Here is a 23,562-nt window from a genome sequence, read left to right on the forward strand (position 1 = left end):
AATTACTCTCTAGAGTCGGAAAATAAAGCCGTGTTAACCTACAAAATAAAAGTGGGTTTTGTAATTGCTTGCCCTTAATGCTTTGCTTACGTAAAATCCCGCTATTATTTACTTTAAAGTGATTGGTATTATCAAACAGCTGTTTAGTGCAACCGGACCTTTGGCGTCATCGTTAGATGGATATACGCCTCGCCAACCTCAAATTGATATGGCAGTAGCTGTTGCAGATGCATTAAAAAACAGTTCGCAATTGGTCGTTGAGGCAGGTACTGGTACGGGTAAAACGTTTGCCTATTTAGCTCCTGCACTTAAATCAAAAGGCCGAACGATAATATCGACAGGCTCAAAAGCCTTGCAAGAGCAGTTATACCACCGCGATTTACCTCAATTAGTGAAAGCGCTTGGCGCCTCTAAAAAAACCGCCTTATTAAAAGGGCGTGCCAATTACTTATGTACCTATCGACTTAATCAGCATGTTGCACATGTGCCTACTGATGACTCCGACGTAATGCATCAACTAGCTATGGTGGCTAAGTTTGCAAGTGAAACACAGTCAGGCGATTTAGCTGATTGTATTGGTATAGAGGATGATGCCAAAGTACTGCCTTATGTAAATTCAACAGCGGATAATTGCTTAGGCAAAGAATGCCCAGACTTTCAAAGCTGTTATATACGCAAAGCACGTTTAACTGCGGCCGATGCCGATGTGGTTGTTATTAACCATCATTTGTTTTTTGCCGACATGGCTGTAAAAGAAAGTGGCTTTGCTGAGCTAATGCCAAAAGCAGATGCTTATATATTTGATGAAGCGCATCAGTTAAGTGAAATTGCCAGTGATTATTTTGGTGAGAGTGTAAGCACTAAAAAGCTGGTGGATTTAATCAATGATTTACGTGCTATATATAGAGCCGAAATACCCGATATGCTACAACTTGGTAAAAGTTTAAATAAGCTTGAGACGAGCGTTGCTGATTTACGATTGCAGTTTGGTGTTGATGGCAGTAGAGGCGATTGGCGAGAAAAGCTAAGCGATAAACAAATATGTGCGGCGCTCCACCGCGTCATTAGTGATTTAGACTTTGTCTATCAAGTACTCAAACTTTGTTTGGATAGAAGCGATAAAATAGAGCACCCGTTTGAGCGTGCATTGGCATTTAAAGGGCAGTTAGAACGGGTTTTTGATACGGCTCAAACTGGTTTTAGTTACTGGTATGAAACAACCCGCCGTTATTTAACTATTAATATAACGCCATTAAATGTATCAGCTAAATTTGCTCAAATGATGCAAGACACGGGCGCAGGCTTTGTATTTACATCGGCAACTCTTTCGGTCGACAACAAGCTAGAGCACTTTAATGCAAGCCTTGGTTTAAAACCAAAGCAAAGCATGATGGTAGATAGTCCGTTTGATTACCCTAATCAGGCGCTGCTGTGTTTACCGCGTTACTTACCCGAATCGCACGCTGATAATATGCCGCACGCAATTGTAAAACTCACGCTTGAGCTTATAAAATCAGCACAAGGGCGTTGTTTTGTATTATTTACGAGCTATCGAATGATGCACTTGGTGGCCGAAGGGCTCACTACACAAATAGACTACCCAGTTTATATGCAGGGGCAAATGTCTAAGCGTATTATTTTAGAGAAATTTACCCGCCATGGTAATGCGGTATTACTCGGCACGGCTTCTTTTTGGGAAGGAGTTGATGTACGCGGCAGCACGTTAAGCTGTGTTATTATAGACAAATTGCCATTTGCAGCTCCTGACGATCCATTGCTACAAGCTAAAATGCAAGATTGCCAAATGCAGGGAAAAGACCCTTTTTCACACATACAATTACCGCAGGCTGTTATTGCGCTAAAACAAGGTGTAGGGCGTTTAATTCGAGATAGTAAAGACAAAGGCGTACTTGTAATATGCGATAATCGCTTAGTTACACGCCAATATGGCCAAGTATTTTTAAAAAGCTTACCGCCGATGCGCCGCACGCGAAGCTTAGAAGATGCCAATACATTTTTAAAACAAATTAACTAGAGTACTAAAATGATCAAAAGTAATATTCTTGCCCTTGATGCTTCAACAGAAGCACTTTCAATTGTTTTACATTTTCAGGGCCAAACGTTTCATCATTTTGAAGAATGTCCGCAGCAACATAGCCAAAAAATACTTCCACTTGTGGATGAGCTATTAACTAAAGCAAACTGTAAATTAAAAGACTTAGATGTCATTGGTTTTGGACAAGGCCCGGGCAGTTTTACTGGTGTACGTATTAGTGTAGCTATAGCGCAAGGTTTAGCGTATTCAACTAATTTGCCGCTTGTAGGTGTGTCTACTTTGGCTATTATGGCGCAACAAGCGTTTGAACAAAACGGTAGCCTTAGTGTTTACCCAAGCATAGATGCCCGCATGGGGGAGATATACTTTGCACATTACCAAGTGCAAAATAATCTAATGCTTTTAGTTAACCAAGAATGCGTTATAAAACCTGATTTACTAAATAATGACTATATAGCGACCACTGAGCCATCTGTAGCTGTGGGCACGGGCTTTAAAACCTATCCTGATGCGCTAAATGACTTTGAAAATGTGACAATTAATACTGATATTACATTGCCTGATGCGCGTTATATGTTAGCGCATGTTGAAGCCGCGCTTTTAGCGGGTGACGTTGTAAAAGCGAGTGACGCTCAACCTAAATATGTGCGAGATACGGTAACGTGGAAAAAGCTACCAGGGCGTGAGTAATCATATTATTTGCAAATTGGTTGTTTTTAAATCATAATTTTATGCAATATTAAGGTTGGAGACGCGTAATGACGCTGCCTATTGGTTCAGGTTTTTTTACCGGAGATATTCCGGGTAGGGTTAGCCCTGCTAAAGTTGTTACTAATAAACCACAGAGTTTATTAGACCAGCCGGCTGCTCAAAAAACGAATACCGATTATGTAAAAAGCAGTGTCGAGGGCGTCGAACTAGCTAATCAACTGTTTAAAAGCAGTGCTAAAAGCAATGAATACAGCCAAACAATTTACGATCAACCGACAGCTCAAGTAAGTAAAGCGATTTCTACTTATACTGAATTTGCTAATTTAGAACGCAGAGCCGAAGTACAAAATTTAATAGGCGTTGATATATATGCTTAAAGCTTAATTGAGCGTTTTAGATAAATACAGCGATAAAATTCAATAAAAAGCCCGAACATGTGTTCGGGCTTTTTGTGTTCAAAACGAGGTGAAACTTACTGTTCAATAAAGCCAATCAGCTTATCTGCAATATCAGTATTATTTTGTGAGCCGATAAATTGCTCACTGCCTTTGCCATAGGCAAATACTTGAACGTCTACCGCAGTGTGTCCGCCAGTTGTCCAGCCAGTAAAGCTTGCATCACTAATAATACTTTTAACAGCTAAATTAAGCGCTTTTTCGCCCATTTTTTTAGCTTGCTCAAGTTTGATTTGGTTTTCAGTTGTAAATTCAATATTGGTGTTAGCAGTCCATACTGGTTTTAAATCTTTAGACTCCATAAGTTTGTCTGTTAACTTACTAGCCGTTGCCTTAACACCTTTAATTACGTCTGTTTCCCATTTAAATTGGCCGTGCGAACCAATAGTTAAGCCGCCCGTTGAGTGATCGGCTGTAACTACAAGTATAGTGTCTTTATTTTTATCAACGTACGCTTTTGCTTTTTCGATTGATTTAGCAAAGTCGTCCATTTCAGCCATCGCACACGCTATATCGTTAGAGTGACCACACCAATCAATTTGGCTGCCCTCAATCATCACAAAAAAGCCTTCTTCGTTCTGGTTATCTAGTAAACCAAGCGCTTTAGATGTTAACTGAGTAAGGCGAGTTGGATTCATATCAAGGGCAAATGGCAAGCCTTTGCTTGCATACAAACCTATGGCAGGTATTTGTGTAATTTGTCCCAGATTATTAATATCGTCACCGTATTGGTAACCTGCCGCTTTAAATTCTTCAACTAAATTACGGTCGTCACGAATAAAATATTTAGTACCGCCACCTAGCATTAAATCAACAGGTAATTTACCAGCAATCTTATTATCAATATAATCGTTGGCAATATCATCGTAGTTGTAACGAGATTCATTGTGAGCTGTAAAGCTAGCAGGTGTTGCATGGTTTATTTGTGACGTTACAACAAGCGCAGTTGTCATACCGCGCTCTTTTGCCATTTCAAGCATGGTTTTAACTGGCTTTTTATCTGTATCTACAGCAACTGCACCATTATAACTTTTATGGCCGCTACTAAGCGCTGTAGCACCCGCTGCGCTGTCTGTTACATAAGTATGGTCATAAGGGTAGGTGTGAGCCATGCCTTTTAAAATAGTGTCAAAAACCGTGCCTTCTACTTCTTTTGTTGCAGGGTCATCTTTAAAATAGCGATAAGCCGTGGTGTAAGCCGGACCCATGCCGTCACCAATCATATAAATTACATTTTTAGGTGCTGATTCTGCGTAAGCACCAGAAGCGGTGCATAAAAGTGCCAATAAGCTGATCTGTTTTTTCATGGTTGTACCTTATGAGTGTACCTTATTTAATAGCCGCTGATATTGTATACAGATAGGATGATAAATAAATGAATATCTGAGATATTTATAATTTATACTTTGATTTTGTATACATAGAATTATAGTTAACGCAGTTAGTTCTATTTATTTAAATTATACTAGTTATAAGTTAAGTATATACAATGCCGTCATCTTTAAATTGTTTAAAATACATACAAAGCAAGCTTGTTAAAAACGGTTAGTTTGTTGTTTTTAGTTTAAGTTATTAATAATGCTATGTTTAATTATTATGCTTTGCTTCTTTTTTCATCACGAAGATAATTAAATCGTGAATTTGGCACCATTTTCTAAGTTAGTGGTCTGACAACTTGTATGCTATAAATAATGATGCTCTAAATTAATAAAGGACTTACCGTGCAGCCATTTAATATTGAAACCAATAATTTAAATATCCATGGCTTAAAAGTAGGTTCAGGGAACGAAATAGTAATAGCGTTGCATGGGTGGTTAGACAACTGCCATAGCTTTATGCCAATGTTAAACAACGTTAACCCAAAGCATACGTGGTACTGTATTGACTTTGTCGGGCACGGTTTATCATCTTGGCGAAGTGATGATGCACACTATTATTTTGTTGATTATATTGATGATGTGTACCAACTTATAAATGCCCTTGGTGTTAAAAAAGTACATTTAGTAGGTCATTCCATGGGCGCTATGGTTGCAGGACTTTTTGCTAGCTGCTTTAGCGATTATGTAAAGTCTGTTACCTTTATTGAGGGAATTGGTTGTGTTACAACCCCTAGTGAAGGTGTGTGTGAACAGTTACAAAGTGCAGTACTAAATAGAGCGCGTTTAAAAAATAAAAAGTCGAGAATTTATAAATCGAAAGAACTTATTTATGAAGCACGTGCTCAAACAACCGATTTGAATAGCGAGCTTATTAAGCTCTTAATGCAACGAAATATTAAACAGGTTTCAGATGGTTTTGTGCTAACAACAGATCCAAAGCTCAAAAATCACTCAGGTTTTAGGTTTGATGAAGCGCAATGTATTGGTGCAATAAAAGATTTAATTGCACCATGTCAATTAATTTTAGGTAACGAAGGTTATTCGTTTGTAAAACAAAATTTGGCAAAGTATATTAGTTATTACAATAGCTTGAAGGTCATTAATGTAAATGGTGGGCATCATTGCCACATGCAAAGCAGTGAACACTGTTTTGAGCATATTCAAGACTTTATGCTGCAAAATGGTGCATGTTAATTGTAAATATGTGTTAAGTGTGGGATTATTCCTGCATTAGAGTATTTGCTCAATTGTTAAAGCGCCTTACTTAGATTAAGGTTAATAAAAATATAATTATAAACAGGGGCTAAGAGTGGAAAAAATCTGGCTTAAGCGCTACCCAGAGGGTATGCCTGAAACAATCGATCCTGAGCATTACAACTCGTTACTCGAAGTGTTCGAAAAAAGTTTTAGTGACTACACCGATTTACCTGCATTTACGAATATGGGTAAAACGATGTCTTACGATGAAATAGATACAGCAACAAAAAAAGTTGCTTCCTATATTCAAAATGACTTAGGTCTTAAAAAAGGCGACAAAGTTGCCGTAATGATGCCTAACTTACTACAAACACCAGTCACAATTTTAGGTGTTTTACGTGCAGGTTGTGTCGTTGTTAATGTTAACCCTCTCTACACTGTGCGTGAATTAGAGCATCAGCTAAAAGACTCTGACACTACTGCTATTTTCATCCTAGCAAACTTTGCTGACACACTTGAAAAGTCACTTGCCCATACTGATGTTAAACATATAGTAGTAACGCAAGTAGGTGACATGGTAGGCGGGCTTAAAAAGCACATAGTTAATTTTGTTGTGAAGCACATTAAAAAAATGGTGCCAAAGTTCAACTTACCTAACACAATTAAATTTTCAGACGTTTTAGCTGCAGATGAAGCTAAATATAAGCGTCCTGAAATGAGCTTATCTGATCTTGCTTTTTTACAGTACACCGGTGGTACAACAGGTGTATCTAAAGGGGCAATGCTGAGCCATGGCAATATGGTAGGTAACCTTGAGCAAGTTTCAGGTTGTTTAGACAAAGTGTTAAACCGTGGTGAAGAAGTCGTTGTTACTGCACTGCCGCTTTATCATATATTTGCTTTAACAGCTAACTGCCTAACGTTTATGAAGTACGGCGGTTTAAACATATTAATTACAAACCCACGAGATATGCCAGGGTTTGTTAAAGAGCTGGGTCAACACAATTTCACAGCTATTACCGGTGTTAATACATTATTTAATGGTTTATTAAACACACCAGGTTTTGCTGAACTTGATTTTAGCCATTTAAAAATGTCTTTGGGTGGCGGTATGGCCGTTCAACGTCCTGTTGCTGAAAAATGGCAAAAAGTGACGGGGTCAAAACTGATGGAAGGTTATGGCCTTACAGAATGTTCTCCTTTAGTTACTATTAGTCCTTTTGATTTGAAAGCATATAATGGCTCTATTGGTTTACCTGCACCGAACACTGATATTAAATTAGTTTTAGATAATGGCGAAGAAGCCGCTAAAGGTGAACCTGGCGAGCTTTGTGTTAAAGGCCCGCAAGTAATGCTTGGTTATTATAACCGTCCAGATGCAACAGCTGAATGTTTAAAAGATGGCTGGTTTGCTACAGGTGATATTGCGACTTATGATGACGAAGGTTTCTTCTTTATTGTAGATCGTAAAAAAGACATGATCATTGTATCTGGCTTTAATGTTTTCCCTAATGAGATTGAAGAAGTAGTGGCTATGCACGAAGGTGTGCTTGAAGTAGCAGCTATTGGTATTCCTCACGATGTAAGTGGTGAACAAGTTAAAGTTTTTGTTGTGAAAAAAGACCCTTCTTTAACTGAAAAAGATATAATAAGTCACTGTCGTGATAATTTAACTAATTACAAGGTCCCCAAACTGGTAGAGTTTAGGGATGAGTTACCTAAAACTAACGTAGGTAAGATACTCCGAAGAGCCTTGAAAGATTAGCAACCTATAAAAAAGCCGACATATGTCGGCTTTTTTATTGTAGGAGATTAAGTGCAATACCAATTGATCGAAACCCAAAATCAACTTAATACTTTTGTTGAACAAATAAAAAATAAGCCTATTTTAGCTATTGATACTGAGTTTATGCGTCGTCGCACTTTGTATCCAGAAGTTGCACTTATCCAAGTTTTTGATGGTGAGCATTTAGCGCTTATTGACCCATTAGCTGAACTTTCACTATTTGATTTTTGGGAAATACTTAAAGATCCTGCTGTTTTAAAAGTACTGCATTCTCCTTCTGAAGATATTGAAGTTTTTCAAAAGTACGCAGGGTTCGTTCCAGCTCCATTATTTGATACACAATTTGCGTTGCAGTTACTCGGTGAAGGTAACTGTATGGGCTTTGCTCTTATGGTAAAAGAACTGCAAGGTATTGAAATAGATAAAAGCGAGTCACGCACTAACTGGCTGCAACGTCCGTTAACAAAAAAACAATTAGACTACGCTGCTGCTGATACTTTTTACTTATTACCGTGTTTTGAGCAGATCATCGACCGTATCAATGCGGCTGGTTTCTTTGACATTGTAATAAACGAAAGTGAATTGATTGCAAAAAAACGTGCATTTCAAACACCCGACGAGCTTTTATATAAAGATATTAAAAATGCATGGCAACTTAAACCGCACGAATTAGCGGTGTTAAAAGAGCTTGCTGTATGGCGAAGAAATAAAGCTATCAAGAAAAATTTGGCGCTTAATTTTGTGTTAAAAGAACATAACATGACTGAAATCGCCAAACGTGGTCCTTCAAGTTTAAACGCTCTACGTCAAATTCCAGGAGTTGAAGCAATTGAAGTTAATCGCTCTGGTGTAGATATAATAAAGTGTATTGAAGTTGCCAAAGCAGTTCCTGATGCTCAGCATCCTGATGTACTTAAGCGCTTAATTGATTTTCCTACTTATAAAAAAGTAGCAAAAGATATAAAACAAAAAATCACTAAAGTAGCTAAAGAGCACAATATACCAGAAGACGTTATGGCCTCTAAAAAACAGGTAAATCAATTGATTAGTTGGAATTGGAAGCTAACTAATGAGCAAAAGCAGAGTCATATAAAGCCAGATTTATTTAGTTCTTGGCGATATACCTATGTTAAAGACGCTTTAAAAGAATGGGATACTTAAGGCTAAATGTTTTCTTTAACTGTGTAATACTTATACCAATCCGCAATAATACTTAATCATTTTGCGGCGCTAAACGTGTCGTTACCTGTGTTAAAAAAATCTCTTTTAGAACAACTAAATAGCGATTTTTTTGCCTAGCTATCAACACGTTTTTCGATCCTCAAAATAGAGCACTTAATTAAGCGAATTGGTATTATCTATAGTTTTTGTGTTACATAGTTAAAAATTTTTAGTTGCACGAAGGGGATTTAAACGTAGGTATTTAGAAAGTTATTGCGAAAATAAAGAGGGCGCTTATAAAGCGCCCTTTCTTCAATTACTTCTTTTCTTCATCAGGTAGTGTAACGTTTAGCTCAAGTACGGCTAAATCGTCTTCGTTCTGATCAAACTGAACCTGAACTGCATCGGTACTTACGTTCACGTATTTACGGATCACATCTAAAATGTCTTGTTTTAATTGTGGTAAGTAATCCGGCGTTCCTCGTTGAGAACGCTCGTGCGCGACAATGATCTGCAATCGCTCTTTTGCTAGTGACGCACTGTTTTTCTTTTCTGAGCGGAAGTAGTCAAGTAAAGACACGTTAACCTCCAAAAATCCGTTTAAATAAGCCTTTTTTCTCAACATCTAAGAAGCGAAAATCGACGGTTTCACCTAGTAAGCGGTTAATTGCATCAGAATAAGCTTGGCCTGCATCAGATTCTGTATCCAATATAACAGGTTGGCCTGAGTTTGAAGCACTTAATACCGCTTGCGATTCAGGAATAACACCTAATAGTGGGATTGACAGAATATCTTGCACATCTTCTACCGATAGCATTTCACCTTTTTCAACACGACTAGGATTATAGCGTGTTAATAGTAAGTGTTCTTTAATGTTTTCTAGGCCTTCTTCAGCACGTTTTGATTTGCTGTGTAAAATACCTAAAATACGATCCGAATCTCGAACTGACGACACTTCTGGATTTGTTGTTACAATTGCTTCGTCAGCAAAGTACATTGCCATCATAGCGCCAGCTTCTATACCTGCTGGTGAATCACATACAATGTAATCAAAGTCTTCTTTTAATTCGTTTAGTACGCGTTCAACACCTTCACGTGTTAATGCGTCTTTATCACGAGTTTGTGAAGCGGGTAGTAAAAATAATTTATCTACACGTTTATCTTTAATAAGCGCTTGGTTAAGGTTTGCCTCACCATTTATTACGTTTACAAAGTCATAAACAACACGGCGTTCACAACCCATAATTAAATCTAAGTTACGTAAACCAATATCAAAGTCGATAATAACTGTTTTATAGCCTTTTAATGCTAAGCCTGTGCCAATTGCAGCACTTGATGTTGTTTTACCAACACCGCCTTTACCAGAGGTAACGACAATTACTTTTGCCATGAGATTTATCCTTTAACCAAAGCTGAAATTTCTAATGATTCGTCTTTTTGTTGTATTTGCACCGCATTTCCCCAATGTTCACCTTGTAGTGAATCACTGATCCAGTAGTTACCATCTATTGAAACCAATTCGGCTTCAAGTTTTTGGCAAAAAATGTGTGCTTTTTTAAAACCTTTTGCGCCTGCAATAGCGCGACCGCGTAACGTGCCATAAATATGTACATTACCATCGGCAATTACTTCAGCGCCGTGACTTACTGCACCAAGTACTATTAAATCACGGTCTTTTGCATAAACTTGTTGGCCAGAACGAACGGTGCCGCTAATAATCTGAGCCGGCAAATGCACTGTTTTTTCTACAATAGACGTATTAGCCTCTTGTTTAACAGGTTCGCTCTTAACGTCTTGTGAATAGTTTAAAACAGATAAACCAGCCGCTTTAGCTTGGGCATGTTGTTCATCAGAACCATTACACACACCAACCGCATTAAAGCTCATACGCTCAATCAACGATTTTAAGTGCACAAAATCGAGTGGGCTGTTTTTAACTTCAAGTAAGTTAACAACAATAGGAGCACCCTCAAAAAATCTAGGTGCTTGGGCTATTTTTATATACAACTGTTCTGCTAGAAGGGCTATATCAGTACTATAAAGGTGCAAAACTGATAACGTAAAAAGATTCCCTTTTAACTCAAAAATTTGGTCCGACATACACGCTCAATTGAATTGTCTGATTAAAAATCAATGTTAGATAAACGTAGGCTGAATAAGGCCTTTATTGAAATTTCTAATCTAAATTTTCTAACTTATTATTACTCTCATGTTATAGTGTGCGGCATTGTTAAGCAAGAATTTATAGGGTCATAATGCTCACTGCTGTATATAAAAGTAAGAAAAAAGCGGATACCTTCTTATTTGTTGAAAAAAGAGATGATTTTAGTAAAGTTCCGGAACCTTTAATGACCATGTTTGGTCAACCTCATTACGTTATGATCATAAACTTAGCAAAACGTGAACGTTTAGGTGGGGCCGATTTAGAAACTGTAAAAGCAGCATTATCAAATCCTGATAAAGGCTTCTATTTACAAATTCCACCGCCAGAGGAAAACTTGCTAAGCCAATTACGAAAAGAAAATGGAGTTGATAGTGATTAAAAAACTGACCGTTTTATTATGTGGAGTCTGCTTGAGCGGCTCTGTAATGGCTAAAACACAAGCCGAGTTTCAAGCATATTTAACTAATTTAAAGCAAGAAGCTATAGCTAAAGGTTATGAAACTAAGCTTATTGATGATGCGTTTGCAACAGCAACGTATAAAGAAAAAGTGGTGTCGGCTGATAAAAACCAGCCAGAAGTAAAAGAAACGCTTGAAACTTATTTGCCAAAACGTGTACCACAATGGAAAATTGACCGCGCCCGCAAGCTTTATGCAGAAAATAAAGATGTGCTTGAACGAGTTGCTAAAGAGTTTGGTGTACAAGCTCGTTTTATAGTGGCACTTTGGGGACTTGAAAGTAACTTTGGCACTATTCAAGGTGGGCACAATGTTATTTCTTCACTTGTTACACTTGCTTTTGATGGACGCCGAGAAGCGCTTTATAAACGCCAGCTTTGGGCTGCACTGGATATTTTAAAATCGGGCCACATTACCTTAGATAAATTTAAAGGGTCGTGGGCAGGTGCTATGGGGCAAACACAATTTATGCCTACATCGTTCAACGCTTATGCGATTGATTACAATAATGATGGTCGCAAAGATATTTGGACTACAAAGGAAGATGCTTTTGCCTCAATTGCTAATTACCTAAAGCAAGAAGGGTGGAACGACTCTCTTACGTGGGGTCGCCAAGTTCAATTACCTGAAAACTTTGACAGTAAATACGTTTTAGTACGCGGTACTAAAACACGTAAGCAGTGGTTAGAATATTGGAATGACTCAGAGCGCTCATTAGCTGATTGGCAAGCACTAGGAGTTCGTAAAGCTGATGGTTCTGATTTACCTAATGTAGACGTACGTGCTGCACTGGTTATGCCTGATGATATAAATGGCCGGATGTACTTAGCGTACGATAACTACAAAGTGTTTATGCACTGGAATCGCTCGTATTACTTCGCTACTAGCGTAGGTTATTTGTCGGATAGAATTGGTTATCCAAAAATCTAATTTTTAAAACGTGCATATAAATAAAGCCGCAATTGCGGCTTTATTCTTTTTTGAATATCTTATCTTTTAAGTCAATAACTTTACCAATTCCTGAACCTAGCTTCATCAGTTTATTAAGTTGCTCTGGCGTTAAACGTTGCAGCTCTGATGACCATTTAGTGACGGTTTCAAGTAGGTTATGAATTTCACCCATTTGTTTTTGGGCATAAAGTTCATCCTCGTTCACAGCTTCATCTAGCAGGTTATCACGCAGCAAGCTTAAGGTAGGGTCAATCTCACGTTTTTTACGTTCTTCAAATACGCGATTAGCCATATCCCAAATATCACCAGCAGGGGCGTAGTACTCTTTTCGATCGCCAGGAATATGCTGCACTTTAATTAATTGCCACGATTGCAACTCTTTAATACCCATGCTTACATTACCGCGAGAAATACTAAGCGCATCTGCAATCTCATTTGCTGTCATAGGATTTTTAGTAATAATCAGCAAACCACACATTTGCCCAATTGTACGATTGAATCCCCAGCGGCTGCCCATCTCACCACAATGCATTACGAAGGCAAAATTCTTTTCGGATAAACTCATAGCTTAGTAACTTTCAGTAATTTCAGAAAGTAAATGCTAGCACGCTCATTTTGGATAGCAAGTTCTTAGCCAGTTAATAAATTATTTTTAACGACTAAAGTATGATTTAGATTAATATTTATACATCTATATTGGGGTATGTTGTACACAACAATACGTAAATAAATCCTTTTTTTTATTTTTTCAAATACGATGGAATGACTATGAAAGCTGCAATTAATAATGAATACAAAGGTAAATTACAAATAACAGATCTGCCAATTCCTGAGGTTGGAATAAACGACGTTTTAGTTAAAATAGCCGCTTGTGGTGTTTGTCATACCGATTTACATGCCTGTCATGGTGATTGGCCGGTAAAGCCAAAAATGCCATTAGTACCAGGGCATGAAGGTGTCGGTGTTATTGACAAAGTTGGTAGCAACATTAAGCACTTAAAAGTTGGCGACAGAGTTGGTGTGCCTTGGCTTTACAGCGCTTGTGGACACTGTGAGTTTTGCTTAGATGGTAAAGAAACACTGTGTTTATCGCAGCACAATACTGGCTATTCTATAGATGGTAGCTATGCAGAGTATTGTTTAGCGCATGGCGATTACGTTGTAAAAATACCAGAAGGTCTTGGATTTTCAGAAGCTGCTCCGTTATTTTGCGCAGGTGTTACAACGTATAAAGCATTAAAAGTTTCCGGTGCTAAACCTGGGCAATGGGTAGCGATTGTTGGTGTGGGTGGTCTTGGGCATTTAGCCGTGCAATACGCTAAAGCAATGGGCTTTAATGTAATAGCTGTTGATACAGGTAAAGAAAAGCTAGCGCTTGCTAAAGAGCTTGGCGCAGATATAACCCTCGACTTCAAAGAAGTTGTACCGAGCGAAGCTATTTTTGAACAAGTAGGTGGCGCACATGGCGTTGTGTGTACTGCGGTGTCAAAAGCTGGGTTTGAACAAGCTTATAAAAGTGTACGCCGTGGTGGTAAATGTGTATTAGTGGGATTACCTCCTGAGGATATGCCGCTTCCTATTTTTGATACTGTGCTTAATGGCGTGTCAGTAGTGGGATCTATCGTTGGTACGCGTAAAGATTTGCAAGAATGCTTGGAATTTGCCGCTCAAGGTAAAGTAAAAGCAATCATAGAAGAAAAACGCTTAGAGGATATTAACGAAATTTTTGACGATATGCTCAAAGGTGAAATTAACGGTCGCATAGTGGTTACTATTTAATTAAATAGCCATAGCAAAAAAGCACGGCTTGTAAAAATACAAACCGTGCTTTTTAATCATCTAAACTATTAAAGCGTGTAACTAAAACTTAGTTTTGCATTACGCTCTTCGCCTGGCATGCCACCTAAAAACATAGCTTTTGAGTAATACTTTTTATTAAACAAGTTATTTAAGTTTAACTGCATATGCCATTTATCAGTGGTGTACGATACCGCTGTATCGTAAGTCGTGTAACTTGGTACATAACCATCAGGAATCGAGAACGAACTCGAATTAGTACTTCTGTTATCTACAAAGGTAATACCACCACTTATATTCACAGCTTCAGGTAAGTTAAACATATCTGCGTAGTAAGTTACCCATGTGCTTGCTGTTACGTAAGGCACACCTTTTTGGCGTGTATCATAACTGCTGCTATTAGGATTACTTTTGTCACGTGCATCTTGATAAATACCGTTTACGTTTACTTTCCATTTATCATTTAAGTAAGCGTTTAAATCAAGTTCAATACCTGTTGTTTCTTCTTTACCATCATAATAGCTTTCAGGCACATTTGAGCCTGATGTTAACGCATCATAAAGTGGATTTGCGTATTCTAAATTAGTACGAGAGCTTTCAAATATAACAACAGAAGCCAGTAATTGATCATCAAACGCTTTAAATCTAAAACCTAAATCGTTACTCATTGATTCAGAATCTTCTCTGTCTGCTTCATTACCCGCAACAGAGCCTAATACACTGTACGCAGTACGACCTTTTGAATGATTTACAAATACAGATAAATCTTCAGATGGCTGGTATGTTGCACCTAGGTTATACGTTAAGCCAGAATCTGATGTACTCGCTTCAGGTGTTGGCTCTGCGCGGCTCGAGCTATAGCGCTCATCTACACCAAAGTGCTCGTAAGTTTGCTCAATGCGGTTATATGCTACACCAATACGCGTTGTAAGCTCTTCAGTAAGATAACCAACATGTTGAATGCCTAAACCCCATGCTTGTACTTTTTTATTGTAGTCGCTGGTTTTAAGTGGATCGAAGTCATCAAAGTTGCCAGATGGCCAATTTGGTTCTCTTATATCGTAAATATATGGCAATGATCCTTGGTACGTTACATCACCAGCATCGTTTGTGAGTACGTAATCTTGATCCCAAATTGAGAATTGTTTAAAACGAATATCTCTATCTTCGTAGTTGGCGTTAACTAGTAATTCGTTATCTACGTCGCCTAACATAAAGTCATAACGTAAATCTAAGAAGTACTGCCATGATTTTTCATCTGCTTCTACTTGGCGGTATTCTTGGCGGCGTGCTGCATACGGGTAAAGTACACCGTCTTCAACTAATGGAGCACGAGGGTCGTTATTAATTATTCCATCGCGTGTTGAATAGACGTAGTTATATGCACCTGTTTGGCGCGCAAAACTTGATGTGTAGTTACGGTACTGTAGCTGCTGGTTTAAAAACAAATCGTCAGTAATGTAATAGTTATGCGTTAATTTAAAACGCAACTCTTCACCTTCGTTAGCATCAGCCATTGGTGAAATAATACCATTTGTGCCAAAGCTATAAGGTGTTAAGCCATCAGATGCAGATAATGAATTAGCAAGTTGGTCGCGTTGTGCATCACTTAACTGTACGCCGCTTCCTGTTGGATCGTTTACTAAATCGGCACCAGTTACTTCACCCGCGCTTAAGCTGTTTGCAGTTTCTGCATTGTAAATACGAATAGGGTGACCAATAGAATCAACCGCTATTTCATCTTTTATATAGGCTGCAGAAAGCATGATGTTTTGTCTGTCGTTAAGCACGTATTTAAGCGAGGTATAAATTTCGTCGCGATCTTCTTTTAAATCGCGAAATCCGTCACTTGACGCTGTTTTAGCCATAACACGATAAGCTAAATCATCTGTTATAGCGTTAGTGCTATCAAACGATAATGAATAGCTATCCCACTGGCCAAGCTCAGCCGATACTTTGTGTTTTTCTTCAAACTCTGGCTTTTTTTCAATTAGGTTTATTACGCCACCTGCGCTACCAATGCCATATAAACCTGTTGCAGGGCCTTTTAAAACCTCAACAGATTCAACATTTGTAAGTGAACGAGTTGGGTTAAATGTATTACCCAGGCCTGCACCACCATACATACCATCGTAGGTGTAGTTTGCATCTAAACCACGAATTACTAAGTTATCACCAATACCGTAATTATTACCTGCTTGTGTTAAGCCACTTACGTTTCTAACTAAATCTTGTAAGCTATCTACACCTTGAGATTCAATCAGTTCTCGGTCAATAATTACAACCGGTGCAGGTGTTTCCATTAAAGACATGTCTGATTTAGTAGCAAGACCAGAGCTCATCACCACGCGGTTTTGCTTTTCGTATACGCTGATGCGTTCAATATCAGCATCAACTTGTGTATTTTGGGCAAATGCCATATTTGCATTTAAACAAGCAAGAGTAATAAGAGAGTACTTAAACGTTTTCATAGAGTGATAACTATTCGCGTTATTGAATTTGCGCGAATGATAATGGTTATTGTTTTTAAAGTGAATAGAAAGTTCATTTTATTTGATTAAATAAAACTGTTCGGATAATTAATAGACAAAAGCGAGTCTAATAGGGGGACGGTGTCCCTTTTATGGCATATTCAAGATAGGTGAGAGTTTTATTAAGGCTGAGTAAACTCAGCCTTAATAGTGTGTATTTACAACTGGTTTTTATAAACAACACCTGCTTTCATTACAAAAGGTACTGCCTCTAAGGTTTTAATACTTTTAAGAGGATTTGCTTTTACCGCAATTATATCAGCTGCAAATCCGGTTTTAATTTGTCCTAACTGAGTATCTATTTTTAATAACTTAGCGCTATTAATAGTTGATGCTTGAATGGCTTGTAGTTCTGTCATGCCAAATTCAACCATGCGGCTAAACTGTTTTGCATTATCTCCGTGCGGGTAAATTGCTGCATCGGTACCGAACACCATTTTAACACCCGCTTTTACAGCACGGCTAAAGCTATCACGTTGCCTTTTAGAAACTTGGCGCTCTTTATTTAGGTTTTCTTCGTCTACGCCGTTTTGCTCGCCATAAGTGAGCGTGTATTCGGTGTTATAAATATCCATAGAAAGCCAAGTTCCATGCTCTTTAGCAAGCGCTATCGCTTCGTCATCTAAAAAGCTGGCGTGCTCTACGCTATCAACACCCGCTTTAATGGCTGTTTTAATCCCGCTTGTACCGTGTGCATGAGCTGCTACTGGTAAATCTCGCATATGGGCTTCATCAACAATGGCTTTCATTTCTTCAAAAGAATACTGCTGTGCACCTACTTTAGTGCCTTTTGAAAATACGCCACCTGTGGCACAAAACTTAATAGCGTTTGCCCCGTATTTAATGTTTTCGCGTACTTTTATACGGGCAGCCCACGGACCGTCGGCAACACCGCTTGAAGTGTATTTAAGCTCAGGAGATAGTCGGTTGTTATCACAGTGCCCACCAGTAATTCCAAGTGATGGCCCCGCAGCCCAAATACGAGGGCCAACTATGTCACCCGCATTTATACCGTCACGTACCGCTATAACGCTGTAACCTTCAGCGCCAACATTACGTACTGTTGTAAATCCGGCTTCTAATGTTTTTTTAGCAAAATAAGCGGCTTTAATCGCCATACGCGGTACTGACTGGCCTAAACGTTCGCTGCGTGGAACCGTAGGGTCGCTTGTTAAATGCACATGCATATCCATTAAACCTGGCATAAGGGTTAAATCAGGTAGTTGAAAATGTTTATCACCTTTAACCAGCGTTGGTTTTTTATTTTGTTCAATATTAGTGATCACGCCATCATCAATAGTAATCAAGGGCGATTTAATGAGTTTGCCATCTTCAACATCAACCATGGCTTTAGCCGATAGGTATGTTACGGCATGGGTATTAAAAGTGATTAAGCAAAGTAAGGCAATAGAGGTGCTGAGTAGTTGTTTTTTCATTTAATTTTTCTTTTAAGTCATATTTGAATTAATAGAAATGTAACAAGCTCAGATAAAAGTGCAAATTTAATACGATGAACGCAATCTATCGTAATTACTTTATTAAGCACGGTTTAATGCGCATAATCAAAAAACGATATTAAAAAGGATTATCATGAAATCAATTAAATTAGCATTAGTTGCCAGTGGCGTTATGTTTGCTTTAAGTGGCTGTATGAATACTGGGCTTAGTACAAACACTAATACCAGTACGCAGCTAAACACAGTTAACGCATCGGCAGGTATTGTTTCAGAGCTTTCGGCAGAGCAACAACTCGATGTACTTGTTGCACAGTATTACGATGAATCGCTCACATATAGCCCCATTAGCGCAACGTATAATGGTCGTAACGAGTTTAACGATCAATTTACGCCTGAGATTTCAAAAGAAAATAGAGCTAAAAAAGCGGCTTTTTATAAAAAATATCAACAGCGCTTAAACTTTATAGATAAAGCACAGTTAACAGGGCAATCGCTTTTAAGTTTTGAAATATTAGAGCGCGACCTTGCACTTAAATTAGAAGGCATGCAGTTTCCTGATTATTTACTACCAATTAACCAAATGGCAGGTGCGCATAACACCTTTGCAGGTTTTGGTTCAGGTCAAAGTGCTCAGCCGTTTAATACAGTTGAAGATTACACGGCTTTTATCTCGCGCAGCGAAGGTTTTGTAAAGTGGCTTGCCAGTGTAGAGCGCTCAATGGCGCAAGGTATTAAACTAGGTATTACGTTACCAAAACCACTTGCTGAAAAACTGCAGCCACAATTTGCGGCTCATGTAGTTAAAAATGCTGAAGACTCACTGTTTTGGGGACCAATTAAAAAATTACCAGAATCGTTTAGTGCACAGCAAAAGCAAAAAATTACAGCGCAGTATCGTCAATTGATTACGCAGCACTTAGTACCGGCTTATAAAAGCATGAGTGACTTTTTAGCTAATCAGTATATTCCTAATAGTCGAGAAAGCGTTGGTTATAGTGACTTACCAAACGGTAAAGCATGGTATGAATACCAAATTAAGAAAAACACGACGCTTAGTTTATCTGCAGATGAAATTCATGACATTGGATTAAGTGAAGTGTCGCGTATTTTAAGCGAAATGAAAAAAGTAAAAGAAACCGTAGGATTTAAAGGTGAGTTATCTGAATTTTTTGACCATTTACGTGATTCAGATGAATTTTACTACGACACGCCCGAGGAGTTAATTGCGGCATATGAAAACGTTAAGAAAAAAATAGACGCACGTTTGCCTCTGCTTTTTAACATTGCACCCAAAGCACCTTACGTTGTAAAAGCAGTTGAAGCATACCGAGCGCAGTCGGCAGCAGGTGCATCATACGCATCTCCGGCACCTGATGGTTCTCGCCCTGGTATTTTTTATATCAATGCTTATAACTTAAAAGCGCAGCCTAAATTTTTACTCGAAACTTTATCGATTCATGAAGCAGCCCCAGGGCATCACTTTCAAATAGCACTTCAACAAGAAATAGAAGGCTTACCTGATTTTCGTAAATTTGGTGGTTACACTGTGTTTGCAGAAGGTTGGGCGCTTTACGCAGAAAGCTTAGGCAAAGAGCTAGGCTTATTTACCGACCCTTATATGTGGTACGGGCGTTTATCAGACGAGCAATTACGCGCAATGCGTTTAGTGCTTGATACTGGTTTTCATGCAAAAGGGTGGACGCGTCAACAAGGTATAGACTACATGCTTGCTAACTCATCTATGGCAAAGAGCGATGTAATTGCAGAGGTTGAGCGCTATATTGCATGGCCAGGACAAGCGCTTTCTTACAAGTTAGGGCAATTTAAAATTCAAGAGTTACGTGATTTTTCTAAAAAAGAACTCGGTAATAAATTTGATATTAAAGCATTCCATACGCAAATATTAATTGATGGCGCATTGCCAATGCCAATCTTAGAGGAAAAAATTAAGCGTTGGGTTAAATCTCAAAGCTAATTTGTAGCGTAAAGCCAGTACTTTGAAAGGGTATTGGCTTTGCGCCATTTACAGCAATACGGTAGAATGCGCGCTCTTTAGGGGGCACGAGTAAACTATGTTTGATCAACAATTAGCAAATACACAATTTTGGCTTAAAAAAAGCTTAAGCGACATGAGTCAAAACGAATGGGAAGCCATTTGTGATGGGTGCGGAAAATGTTGTTTAAATACGTTTATTGATAGCGAAGATGAAGACGAATTTACAGCTACCGATCAGTTACGTGAAGGTGAACAATTAATATTTACTAATATTGTATGCCAGTATCTTGATAACAACACCTGTGGTTGTAGCGAGTACGAAAACCGCCAAACGCTTGTTCCTTCTTGTGTAAAACTCACAAAAGAAAACCTTAAAGACATCTTTTTTATGCCACAAAGCTGCAGTTACCGTCGTTTACATGAAGGTCGTGGTTTGGCTTCTTGGCACCCATTATTAAATAGTGGCGATAAAACAAAGATGCATGAGCTAGGTATTTCTGTAAAAGACAAAACAGTAAAAGATTGTGATGTAAAGCTTGATGATTTTGATTTATACATTGCAGAGTGGCCAACAAAGGACGCTGATTAATGAATAAGTTAAAAGCGAGTATTGGTTTAATTAACCCTAAAAGCCCGACAAATGTTGGCGGTGTATTGCGTGCAGCAGGCTGTTATGACGCCAAACAAGTGTTTTTTACCGGTAATCGTTACTTAAACGCCAAAAAATTTCATACCGATACTAAGAACGCACTTGAGCGTATCCCTTTAACCGAAACTGATAGTTTAGAAGCGGTAAAACCAGAGGGTGCTACCGTTGTTGTCATTGAGCTTATTGAAGGGGCAACGCCTCTTCCTGAGTTTAAGCATCCTGAAAATGCATTTTATGTATTTGGCCCCGAAGATGGCTCTGTACCAAAAGACGTTTTAAAGTGGTGTGATGAAGTGGTATATATTCCAACTATTGGCTGCATGAACTTAGCGGCTACCTGTAATGTTGTTTTGTACGATCGCTTAGCTAAATTAGGCGGCGTTGAGAGCAGCGATACAACAATTATAAGCTCACGTGATACAAATAATAAAATGAAATGGGAAAAAGCATCTAATTAAGATTTATTAGTGCAAAAGGTTTAGTTGTAACTAAACTCATAAATATTCTTAATCACAAATAGATTCTAAAATGCGCTGCTTTTATTTTATATTATTACTGACAAGTAGTAATTGTTTTGCTGAAACATCAGTTGAGTATTATCAAAATGGTACTCAACATGTTTTAACTGGACATTACCACAAATCAGGAGTGCTCTATGAAGCGAAAAACCCCAAACAAACACTCCATTTAGCCACACTCGATTGGCCTCCTTATATTGGTAATAATTTATGTAATAAAGGCTGGGTTTATCAATTTTCAATAGCTCTATTAAATAGTAAGGGCTACAGCGTATATATAGAATTTTTGCCTTGGGCAAGAGCTGTACGAAATGTAGAGCTAGGCAAAGCTGATATATTAATGCCTGAATATTTTATAGAAGATACAGCCCCCTCCGATTATGTTAATGGTAAAACACGTCGAGAATTACTCGGTTTATCAAATTCGTTTAAAGGTGGCGAAATTGCATTTTTAAAAAGGAAAGGCGATTCAGACCGTTTCACTGGAAACTTAAAATCGCTTAAAGGGCAAAAGATTGGTGTTGTTCGAGGGTATCAAAATACGCCTGAGTTTGATGCTATGATGGACAATGCTGAGTTTGAAGTTATTACCTCTGTTGATGATTTACAACTTGTTCAGCTCCTGGTTGCTAAACGTGTTGATTTGATTATAGGCGACCCTCAAGCTCTTAAATTCTCAGTGACTTACTCTTCTTTAACTAAACCTGAAAAACAATCTTTGCTTTCTTCCATTGAGCAAGAAAGCATTTCTTTGCAATACAACCCTTTATATTTTGCTATTAGTAAACTTACACCTAAATGGCTTTTAGTCTTAGATGACATAAACGAAGGGCTTTATCAGTTCCATAATAGTGGTGAGATAGACCGTATTATCAATACGACCAATACTCAATGCAAACCATAAATTGGAACGTTCCTTTGTTGCACTGACTAATTTATATATAAACATGTAGAATCGTTTTCAACTTGTTAATGGAGTGAAAACGACGTGAGTGAAATAAATACAAATCAATCATTCGCGGTCAACGAACAGCCAAATAAAAATTACCTGTTTCCACTGACTGCAATGACGACCCTATTTTTTTTATGGGGTTTTATTACTGTTTTAAACGATGTACTAATACCACGATTAAAAGGCGTATTTGATTTAAGCTTTTTTGAAGCGATGCTAGTACAGTTTTGCTTTTTTGGTGCTTATTTTATTGTTTCTATCCCTGCGGGTATTTTAGTTAAGCAGTTTGGTTACAAAAAAGGGATTTTAACCGGTTTAATTGTGGCTTCAATTGGCTGTATGTTGTTTTACCCTGCTGTTGTAGTACATGAGTATTGGCTATTTTTAGGCGCTTTATTTGTACTTGCCGCTGGTGTAACGGTACTTCAGGTTTCTGCTAACCCTTATGTTGCTGCTCTTGGGCCTGAAAAAACAGCTTCTTCTCGTTTAAATTTGGCACAAGCACTTAATGCGCTTGGTACTACTGTTGGGCCTTATGTGGGTGGTTTATTATTTTTTGGTACAGCAGGTAGTCTAGCCGCTTCTGCAGCAACTGCTGAGTCTGTAAAAGTTCCTTACTTAATGCTTGCTGGCGCTTTATTGCTTATCGCTATTATATTTGCCTTTATAAAGCTTCCAGAAATTGAAGCCCATAAAGAAGAAAATAACGCTGCAGTAGAATCTCGTTCATTAACTCAAGCACCGCACTTAACTATGGGTGTACTTGCTATATTTTGTTATGTAGGCGGGGAGGTTGCCATCGGCAGCTTTTTAGTAAATTACTTTGGTGAGGCACACATAGCAGGGCTTGAAGAGCATACCGCGGCCGCACTTATTAGTTATTATTGGGGCGGGGCAATGGTAGGGCGTTTTATTGGCTCTGTTTTATTACAAAAAATAGCGCCTTCTAAGGCTATCGCATTTAATGCATTCAGTATTATTGCGCTATTATTGATCACAATTTTTACTCAAGGTGACGTCGCTTTATATTCAGTTTTAGCAATTGGTTTATTTAACTCAATTATGTTCCCGACTATATTTTCGGTTGCTATCGAGCGACTAGGATCATTAACTAGTAAGGGTTCTGGTTGGTTATGCTTAGCTATTGTAGGGGGGGCACTTGTACCATTACTGCAAGGGTTTATAGCTGACACAGTTAATATACAACAAAGCTTTTTTGTACCATTGGTGTGTTATGTATTTATAGCATGGTACGGATTAAATGTTGTTCGCTTAGCAAATAAGTGGAAATAACAGACTATACAAAAGTGACTGAATACGTATTCAGTCACTTATAAAGCTAT

The 23,562-nt window shown here is 38.3% G+C and carries 21 protein-coding genes; 14 read left to right on the top strand and 7 right to left on the bottom strand.

Annotated features, from left to right (window positions below):
- The first annotated feature begins 118 nt into the window (after positions 1–118).
- The 3 genes from WNY98_RS02645 to WNY98_RS02655 all read left to right on the top strand — a co-directional run bounded on the left by WNY98_RS02645 (position 119) and on the right by WNY98_RS02655 (position 3,144).
- The gene (locus WNY98_RS02645; protein WP_342877051.1) at positions 119–2,035 is read left to right on the top strand and encodes an ATP-dependent DNA helicase; all 1,917 of its coding nucleotides are present in this window, start codon (positions 119–121) and stop codon (positions 2,033–2,035) included.
- A 9-nt stretch (positions 2,036–2,044) separates the two neighbouring features.
- On the top strand, positions 2,045–2,746 hold the full coding sequence (gene tsaB, locus WNY98_RS02650) for a tRNA (adenosine(37)-N6)-threonylcarbamoyltransferase complex dimerization subunit type 1 TsaB (protein ID WP_024598147.1): 702 nt from the start codon (positions 2,045–2,047) through the stop codon (positions 2,744–2,746).
- 68 nt (positions 2,747–2,814) lie between these two features.
- Positions 2,815–3,144, top strand: a complete 330-nt coding sequence (locus WNY98_RS02655) for a hypothetical protein (RefSeq protein WP_024598148.1) — start codon at positions 2,815–2,817, stop codon at positions 3,142–3,144.
- Between the two features lie 95 nt (positions 3,145–3,239).
- Here WNY98_RS02655 and WNY98_RS02660 read toward each other — a convergent pair whose 3' ends face one another.
- Entirely contained in the window at positions 3,240–4,529 is a 1,290-nt protein-coding gene (locus WNY98_RS02660) for an alkaline phosphatase (protein WP_342877052.1), read from the bottom strand.
- A gap of 414 nt (positions 4,530–4,943) precedes the next feature.
- Between WNY98_RS02660 and WNY98_RS02665 the strand changes: the two genes are divergently transcribed.
- From WNY98_RS02665 to rnd, 3 genes are all read left to right on the top strand, one after another.
- On the top strand, positions 4,944–5,795 hold the full coding sequence (locus WNY98_RS02665) for an alpha/beta hydrolase (RefSeq protein WP_342877053.1): 852 nt from the start codon (positions 4,944–4,946) through the stop codon (positions 5,793–5,795).
- Between the two features lie 115 nt (positions 5,796–5,910).
- On the top strand, positions 5,911–7,563 hold the full coding sequence (gene fadD, locus WNY98_RS02670; RefSeq protein ID WP_342877054.1) for a long-chain-fatty-acid--CoA ligase FadD: 1,653 nt from the start codon (positions 5,911–5,913) through the stop codon (positions 7,561–7,563).
- 51 nt (positions 7,564–7,614) lie between these two features.
- The gene (gene rnd / locus WNY98_RS02675; RefSeq protein WP_342877055.1) at positions 7,615–8,745 is read left to right on the top strand and encodes a ribonuclease D; all 1,131 of its coding nucleotides are present in this window, start codon (positions 7,615–7,617) and stop codon (positions 8,743–8,745) included.
- A gap of 316 nt (positions 8,746–9,061) precedes the next feature.
- On the opposite strand, the gene minE is transcribed toward rnd, so the two are convergent.
- Genes minE through minC form a run of 3 tightly spaced genes read right to left on the bottom strand, consistent with a single transcriptional unit; the run spans position 9,062 to position 10,846 of the window.
- The gene (minE, locus tag WNY98_RS02680; protein WP_004334706.1) at positions 9,062–9,325 is read right to left on the bottom strand and encodes a cell division topological specificity factor MinE; all 264 of its coding nucleotides are present in this window, start codon (positions 9,323–9,325) and stop codon (positions 9,062–9,064) included.
- Position 9,326: 1 nt separating this feature from the next.
- Positions 9,327–10,136 (bottom strand): septum site-determining protein MinD, encoded by an 810-nt coding sequence (gene minD, locus WNY98_RS02685; RefSeq protein ID WP_007583272.1) that lies wholly within the window; start codon positions 10,134–10,136, stop codon positions 9,327–9,329.
- 5 nt (positions 10,137–10,141) lie between these two features.
- Positions 10,142–10,846 (bottom strand): septum site-determining protein MinC, encoded by a 705-nt coding sequence (gene minC, locus WNY98_RS02690; RefSeq protein ID WP_024598152.1) that lies wholly within the window; start codon positions 10,844–10,846, stop codon positions 10,142–10,144.
- Between the two features lie 155 nt (positions 10,847–11,001).
- On the opposite strand from minC, the gene WNY98_RS02695 reads away from it, so the two are divergent.
- Entirely contained in the window at positions 11,002–11,289 is a 288-nt protein-coding gene (locus WNY98_RS02695; protein ID WP_024598153.1) for a YcgL domain-containing protein, read from the top strand.
- Complete coding sequence (locus WNY98_RS02700) at positions 11,282–12,298, top strand: lytic murein transglycosylase (protein WP_342877056.1); 1,017 nt, start codon at positions 11,282–11,284, stop codon at positions 12,296–12,298. The genes WNY98_RS02695 and WNY98_RS02700 overlap by 8 nt, the downstream gene beginning before the upstream one ends.
- Positions 12,299–12,338: 40 nt before the next feature.
- On the opposite strand, the gene WNY98_RS02705 is transcribed toward WNY98_RS02700, so the two are convergent.
- The gene (locus tag WNY98_RS02705) at positions 12,339–12,884 is read right to left on the bottom strand and encodes a MarR family transcriptional regulator (protein WP_024598155.1); all 546 of its coding nucleotides are present in this window, start codon (positions 12,882–12,884) and stop codon (positions 12,339–12,341) included.
- Positions 12,885–13,087: 203 nt separating this feature from the next.
- Between WNY98_RS02705 and adhP the strand changes: the two genes are divergently transcribed.
- Positions 13,088–14,098, top strand: a complete 1,011-nt coding sequence (gene adhP, locus WNY98_RS02710) for an alcohol dehydrogenase AdhP (RefSeq protein WP_076924691.1) — start codon at positions 13,088–13,090, stop codon at positions 14,096–14,098.
- A 68-nt stretch (positions 14,099–14,166) separates the two neighbouring features.
- On the opposite strand, the gene WNY98_RS02715 is transcribed toward adhP, so the two are convergent.
- Both WNY98_RS02715 and WNY98_RS02720 read right to left on the bottom strand, forming a co-directional pair.
- Positions 14,167–16,587 carry a TonB-dependent receptor gene (locus WNY98_RS02715; protein ID WP_342877057.1) on the bottom strand — a complete coding sequence of 807 codons (2,421 nt, stop codon included), beginning with the start codon at positions 16,585–16,587 and terminating at the stop codon, positions 14,167–14,169.
- 218 nt (positions 16,588–16,805) lie between these two features.
- Positions 16,806–18,083: an amidohydrolase family protein gene (locus WNY98_RS02720; RefSeq protein WP_342877058.1), complete on the bottom strand. Its 1,278-nt coding sequence runs from the start codon at positions 18,081–18,083 to the stop codon at positions 16,806–16,808.
- A 154-nt stretch (positions 18,084–18,237) separates the two neighbouring features.
- Between WNY98_RS02720 and WNY98_RS02725 the strand changes: the two genes are divergently transcribed.
- From WNY98_RS02725 to WNY98_RS02745, 5 genes are all read left to right on the top strand, one after another.
- Positions 18,238–20,079 carry a DUF885 domain-containing protein gene (locus WNY98_RS02725; RefSeq protein WP_342877059.1) on the top strand — a complete coding sequence of 614 codons (1,842 nt, stop codon included), beginning with the start codon at positions 18,238–18,240 and terminating at the stop codon, positions 20,077–20,079.
- A 97-nt stretch (positions 20,080–20,176) separates the two neighbouring features.
- The gene (locus WNY98_RS02730) at positions 20,177–20,689 is read left to right on the top strand and encodes a YcgN family cysteine cluster protein (protein ID WP_024598160.1); all 513 of its coding nucleotides are present in this window, start codon (positions 20,177–20,179) and stop codon (positions 20,687–20,689) included.
- Positions 20,689–21,207, top strand: coding sequence for an RNA methyltransferase (locus WNY98_RS02735; RefSeq protein WP_024598161.1), 519 nt, complete (start codon positions 20,689–20,691; stop codon positions 21,205–21,207). Before WNY98_RS02730 ends, WNY98_RS02735 begins: the two co-directional genes overlap by 1 nt.
- Before the next feature lie 70 nt (positions 21,208–21,277).
- Complete coding sequence (locus tag WNY98_RS02740) at positions 21,278–22,171, top strand: transporter substrate-binding domain-containing protein (protein ID WP_342877060.1); 894 nt, start codon at positions 21,278–21,280, stop codon at positions 22,169–22,171.
- A gap of 84 nt (positions 22,172–22,255) precedes the next feature.
- A complete protein-coding gene (locus tag WNY98_RS02745) occupies positions 22,256–23,512 on the top strand; it encodes a sugar MFS transporter (RefSeq protein ID WP_170071476.1) in 1,257 nt (418 codons plus the stop codon).
- The last annotated feature ends 50 nt before the right edge of the window (positions 23,513–23,562 follow it).

This window comes from Pseudoalteromonas sp. AS71, from assembly GCF_038900275.1.
Taxonomy (GTDB): Bacteria; Pseudomonadota; Gammaproteobacteria; order Enterobacterales; family Alteromonadaceae; genus Pseudoalteromonas.

What these genes read in the sequence shown, in the direction of transcription:
- minC (WP_024598152.1), bottom strand. Translation starts at nt 10,846, where the DNA reads ATGTCGGACCAAATTTTTGAGTTAAAAGGGAATCTTTTTACGTTATCA.
- WNY98_RS02655 (WP_024598148.1), top strand. Translation starts at nt 2,815, where the DNA reads ATGACGCTGCCTATTGGTTCAGGTTTTTTTACCGGAGATATTCCGGGT.
- WNY98_RS02660 (WP_342877052.1), bottom strand. Translation starts at nt 4,529, where the DNA reads ATGAAAAAACAGATCAGCTTATTGGCACTTTTATGCACCGCTTCTGGT.
- WNY98_RS02715 (WP_342877057.1), bottom strand. Translation starts at nt 16,587, where the DNA reads ATGAAAACGTTTAAGTACTCTCTTATTACTCTTGCTTGTTTAAATGCA.
- WNY98_RS02725 (WP_342877059.1), top strand. Translation starts at nt 18,238, where the DNA reads ATGAAATCAATTAAATTAGCATTAGTTGCCAGTGGCGTTATGTTTGCT.
- WNY98_RS02720 (WP_342877058.1), bottom strand. Translation starts at nt 18,083, where the DNA reads ATGAAAAAACAACTACTCAGCACCTCTATTGCCTTACTTTGCTTAATC.
- WNY98_RS02705 (WP_024598155.1), bottom strand. Translation starts at nt 12,884, where the DNA reads ATGAGTTTATCCGAAAAGAATTTTGCCTTCGTAATGCATTGTGGTGAG.
- minD (WP_007583272.1), bottom strand. Translation starts at nt 10,136, where the DNA reads ATGGCAAAAGTAATTGTCGTTACCTCTGGTAAAGGCGGTGTTGGTAAA.
- WNY98_RS02695 (WP_024598153.1), top strand. Translation starts at nt 11,002, where the DNA reads ATGCTCACTGCTGTATATAAAAGTAAGAAAAAAGCGGATACCTTCTTA.
- adhP (WP_076924691.1), top strand. Translation starts at nt 13,088, where the DNA reads ATGAAAGCTGCAATTAATAATGAATACAAAGGTAAATTACAAATAACA.
- WNY98_RS02735 (WP_024598161.1), top strand. Translation starts at nt 20,689, where the DNA reads ATGAATAAGTTAAAAGCGAGTATTGGTTTAATTAACCCTAAAAGCCCG.
- tsaB (WP_024598147.1), top strand. Translation starts at nt 2,045, where the DNA reads ATGATCAAAAGTAATATTCTTGCCCTTGATGCTTCAACAGAAGCACTT.
- WNY98_RS02730 (WP_024598160.1), top strand. Translation starts at nt 20,177, where the DNA reads ATGTTTGATCAACAATTAGCAAATACACAATTTTGGCTTAAAAAAAGC.
- WNY98_RS02740 (WP_342877060.1), top strand. Translation starts at nt 21,278, where the DNA reads ATGCGCTGCTTTTATTTTATATTATTACTGACAAGTAGTAATTGTTTT.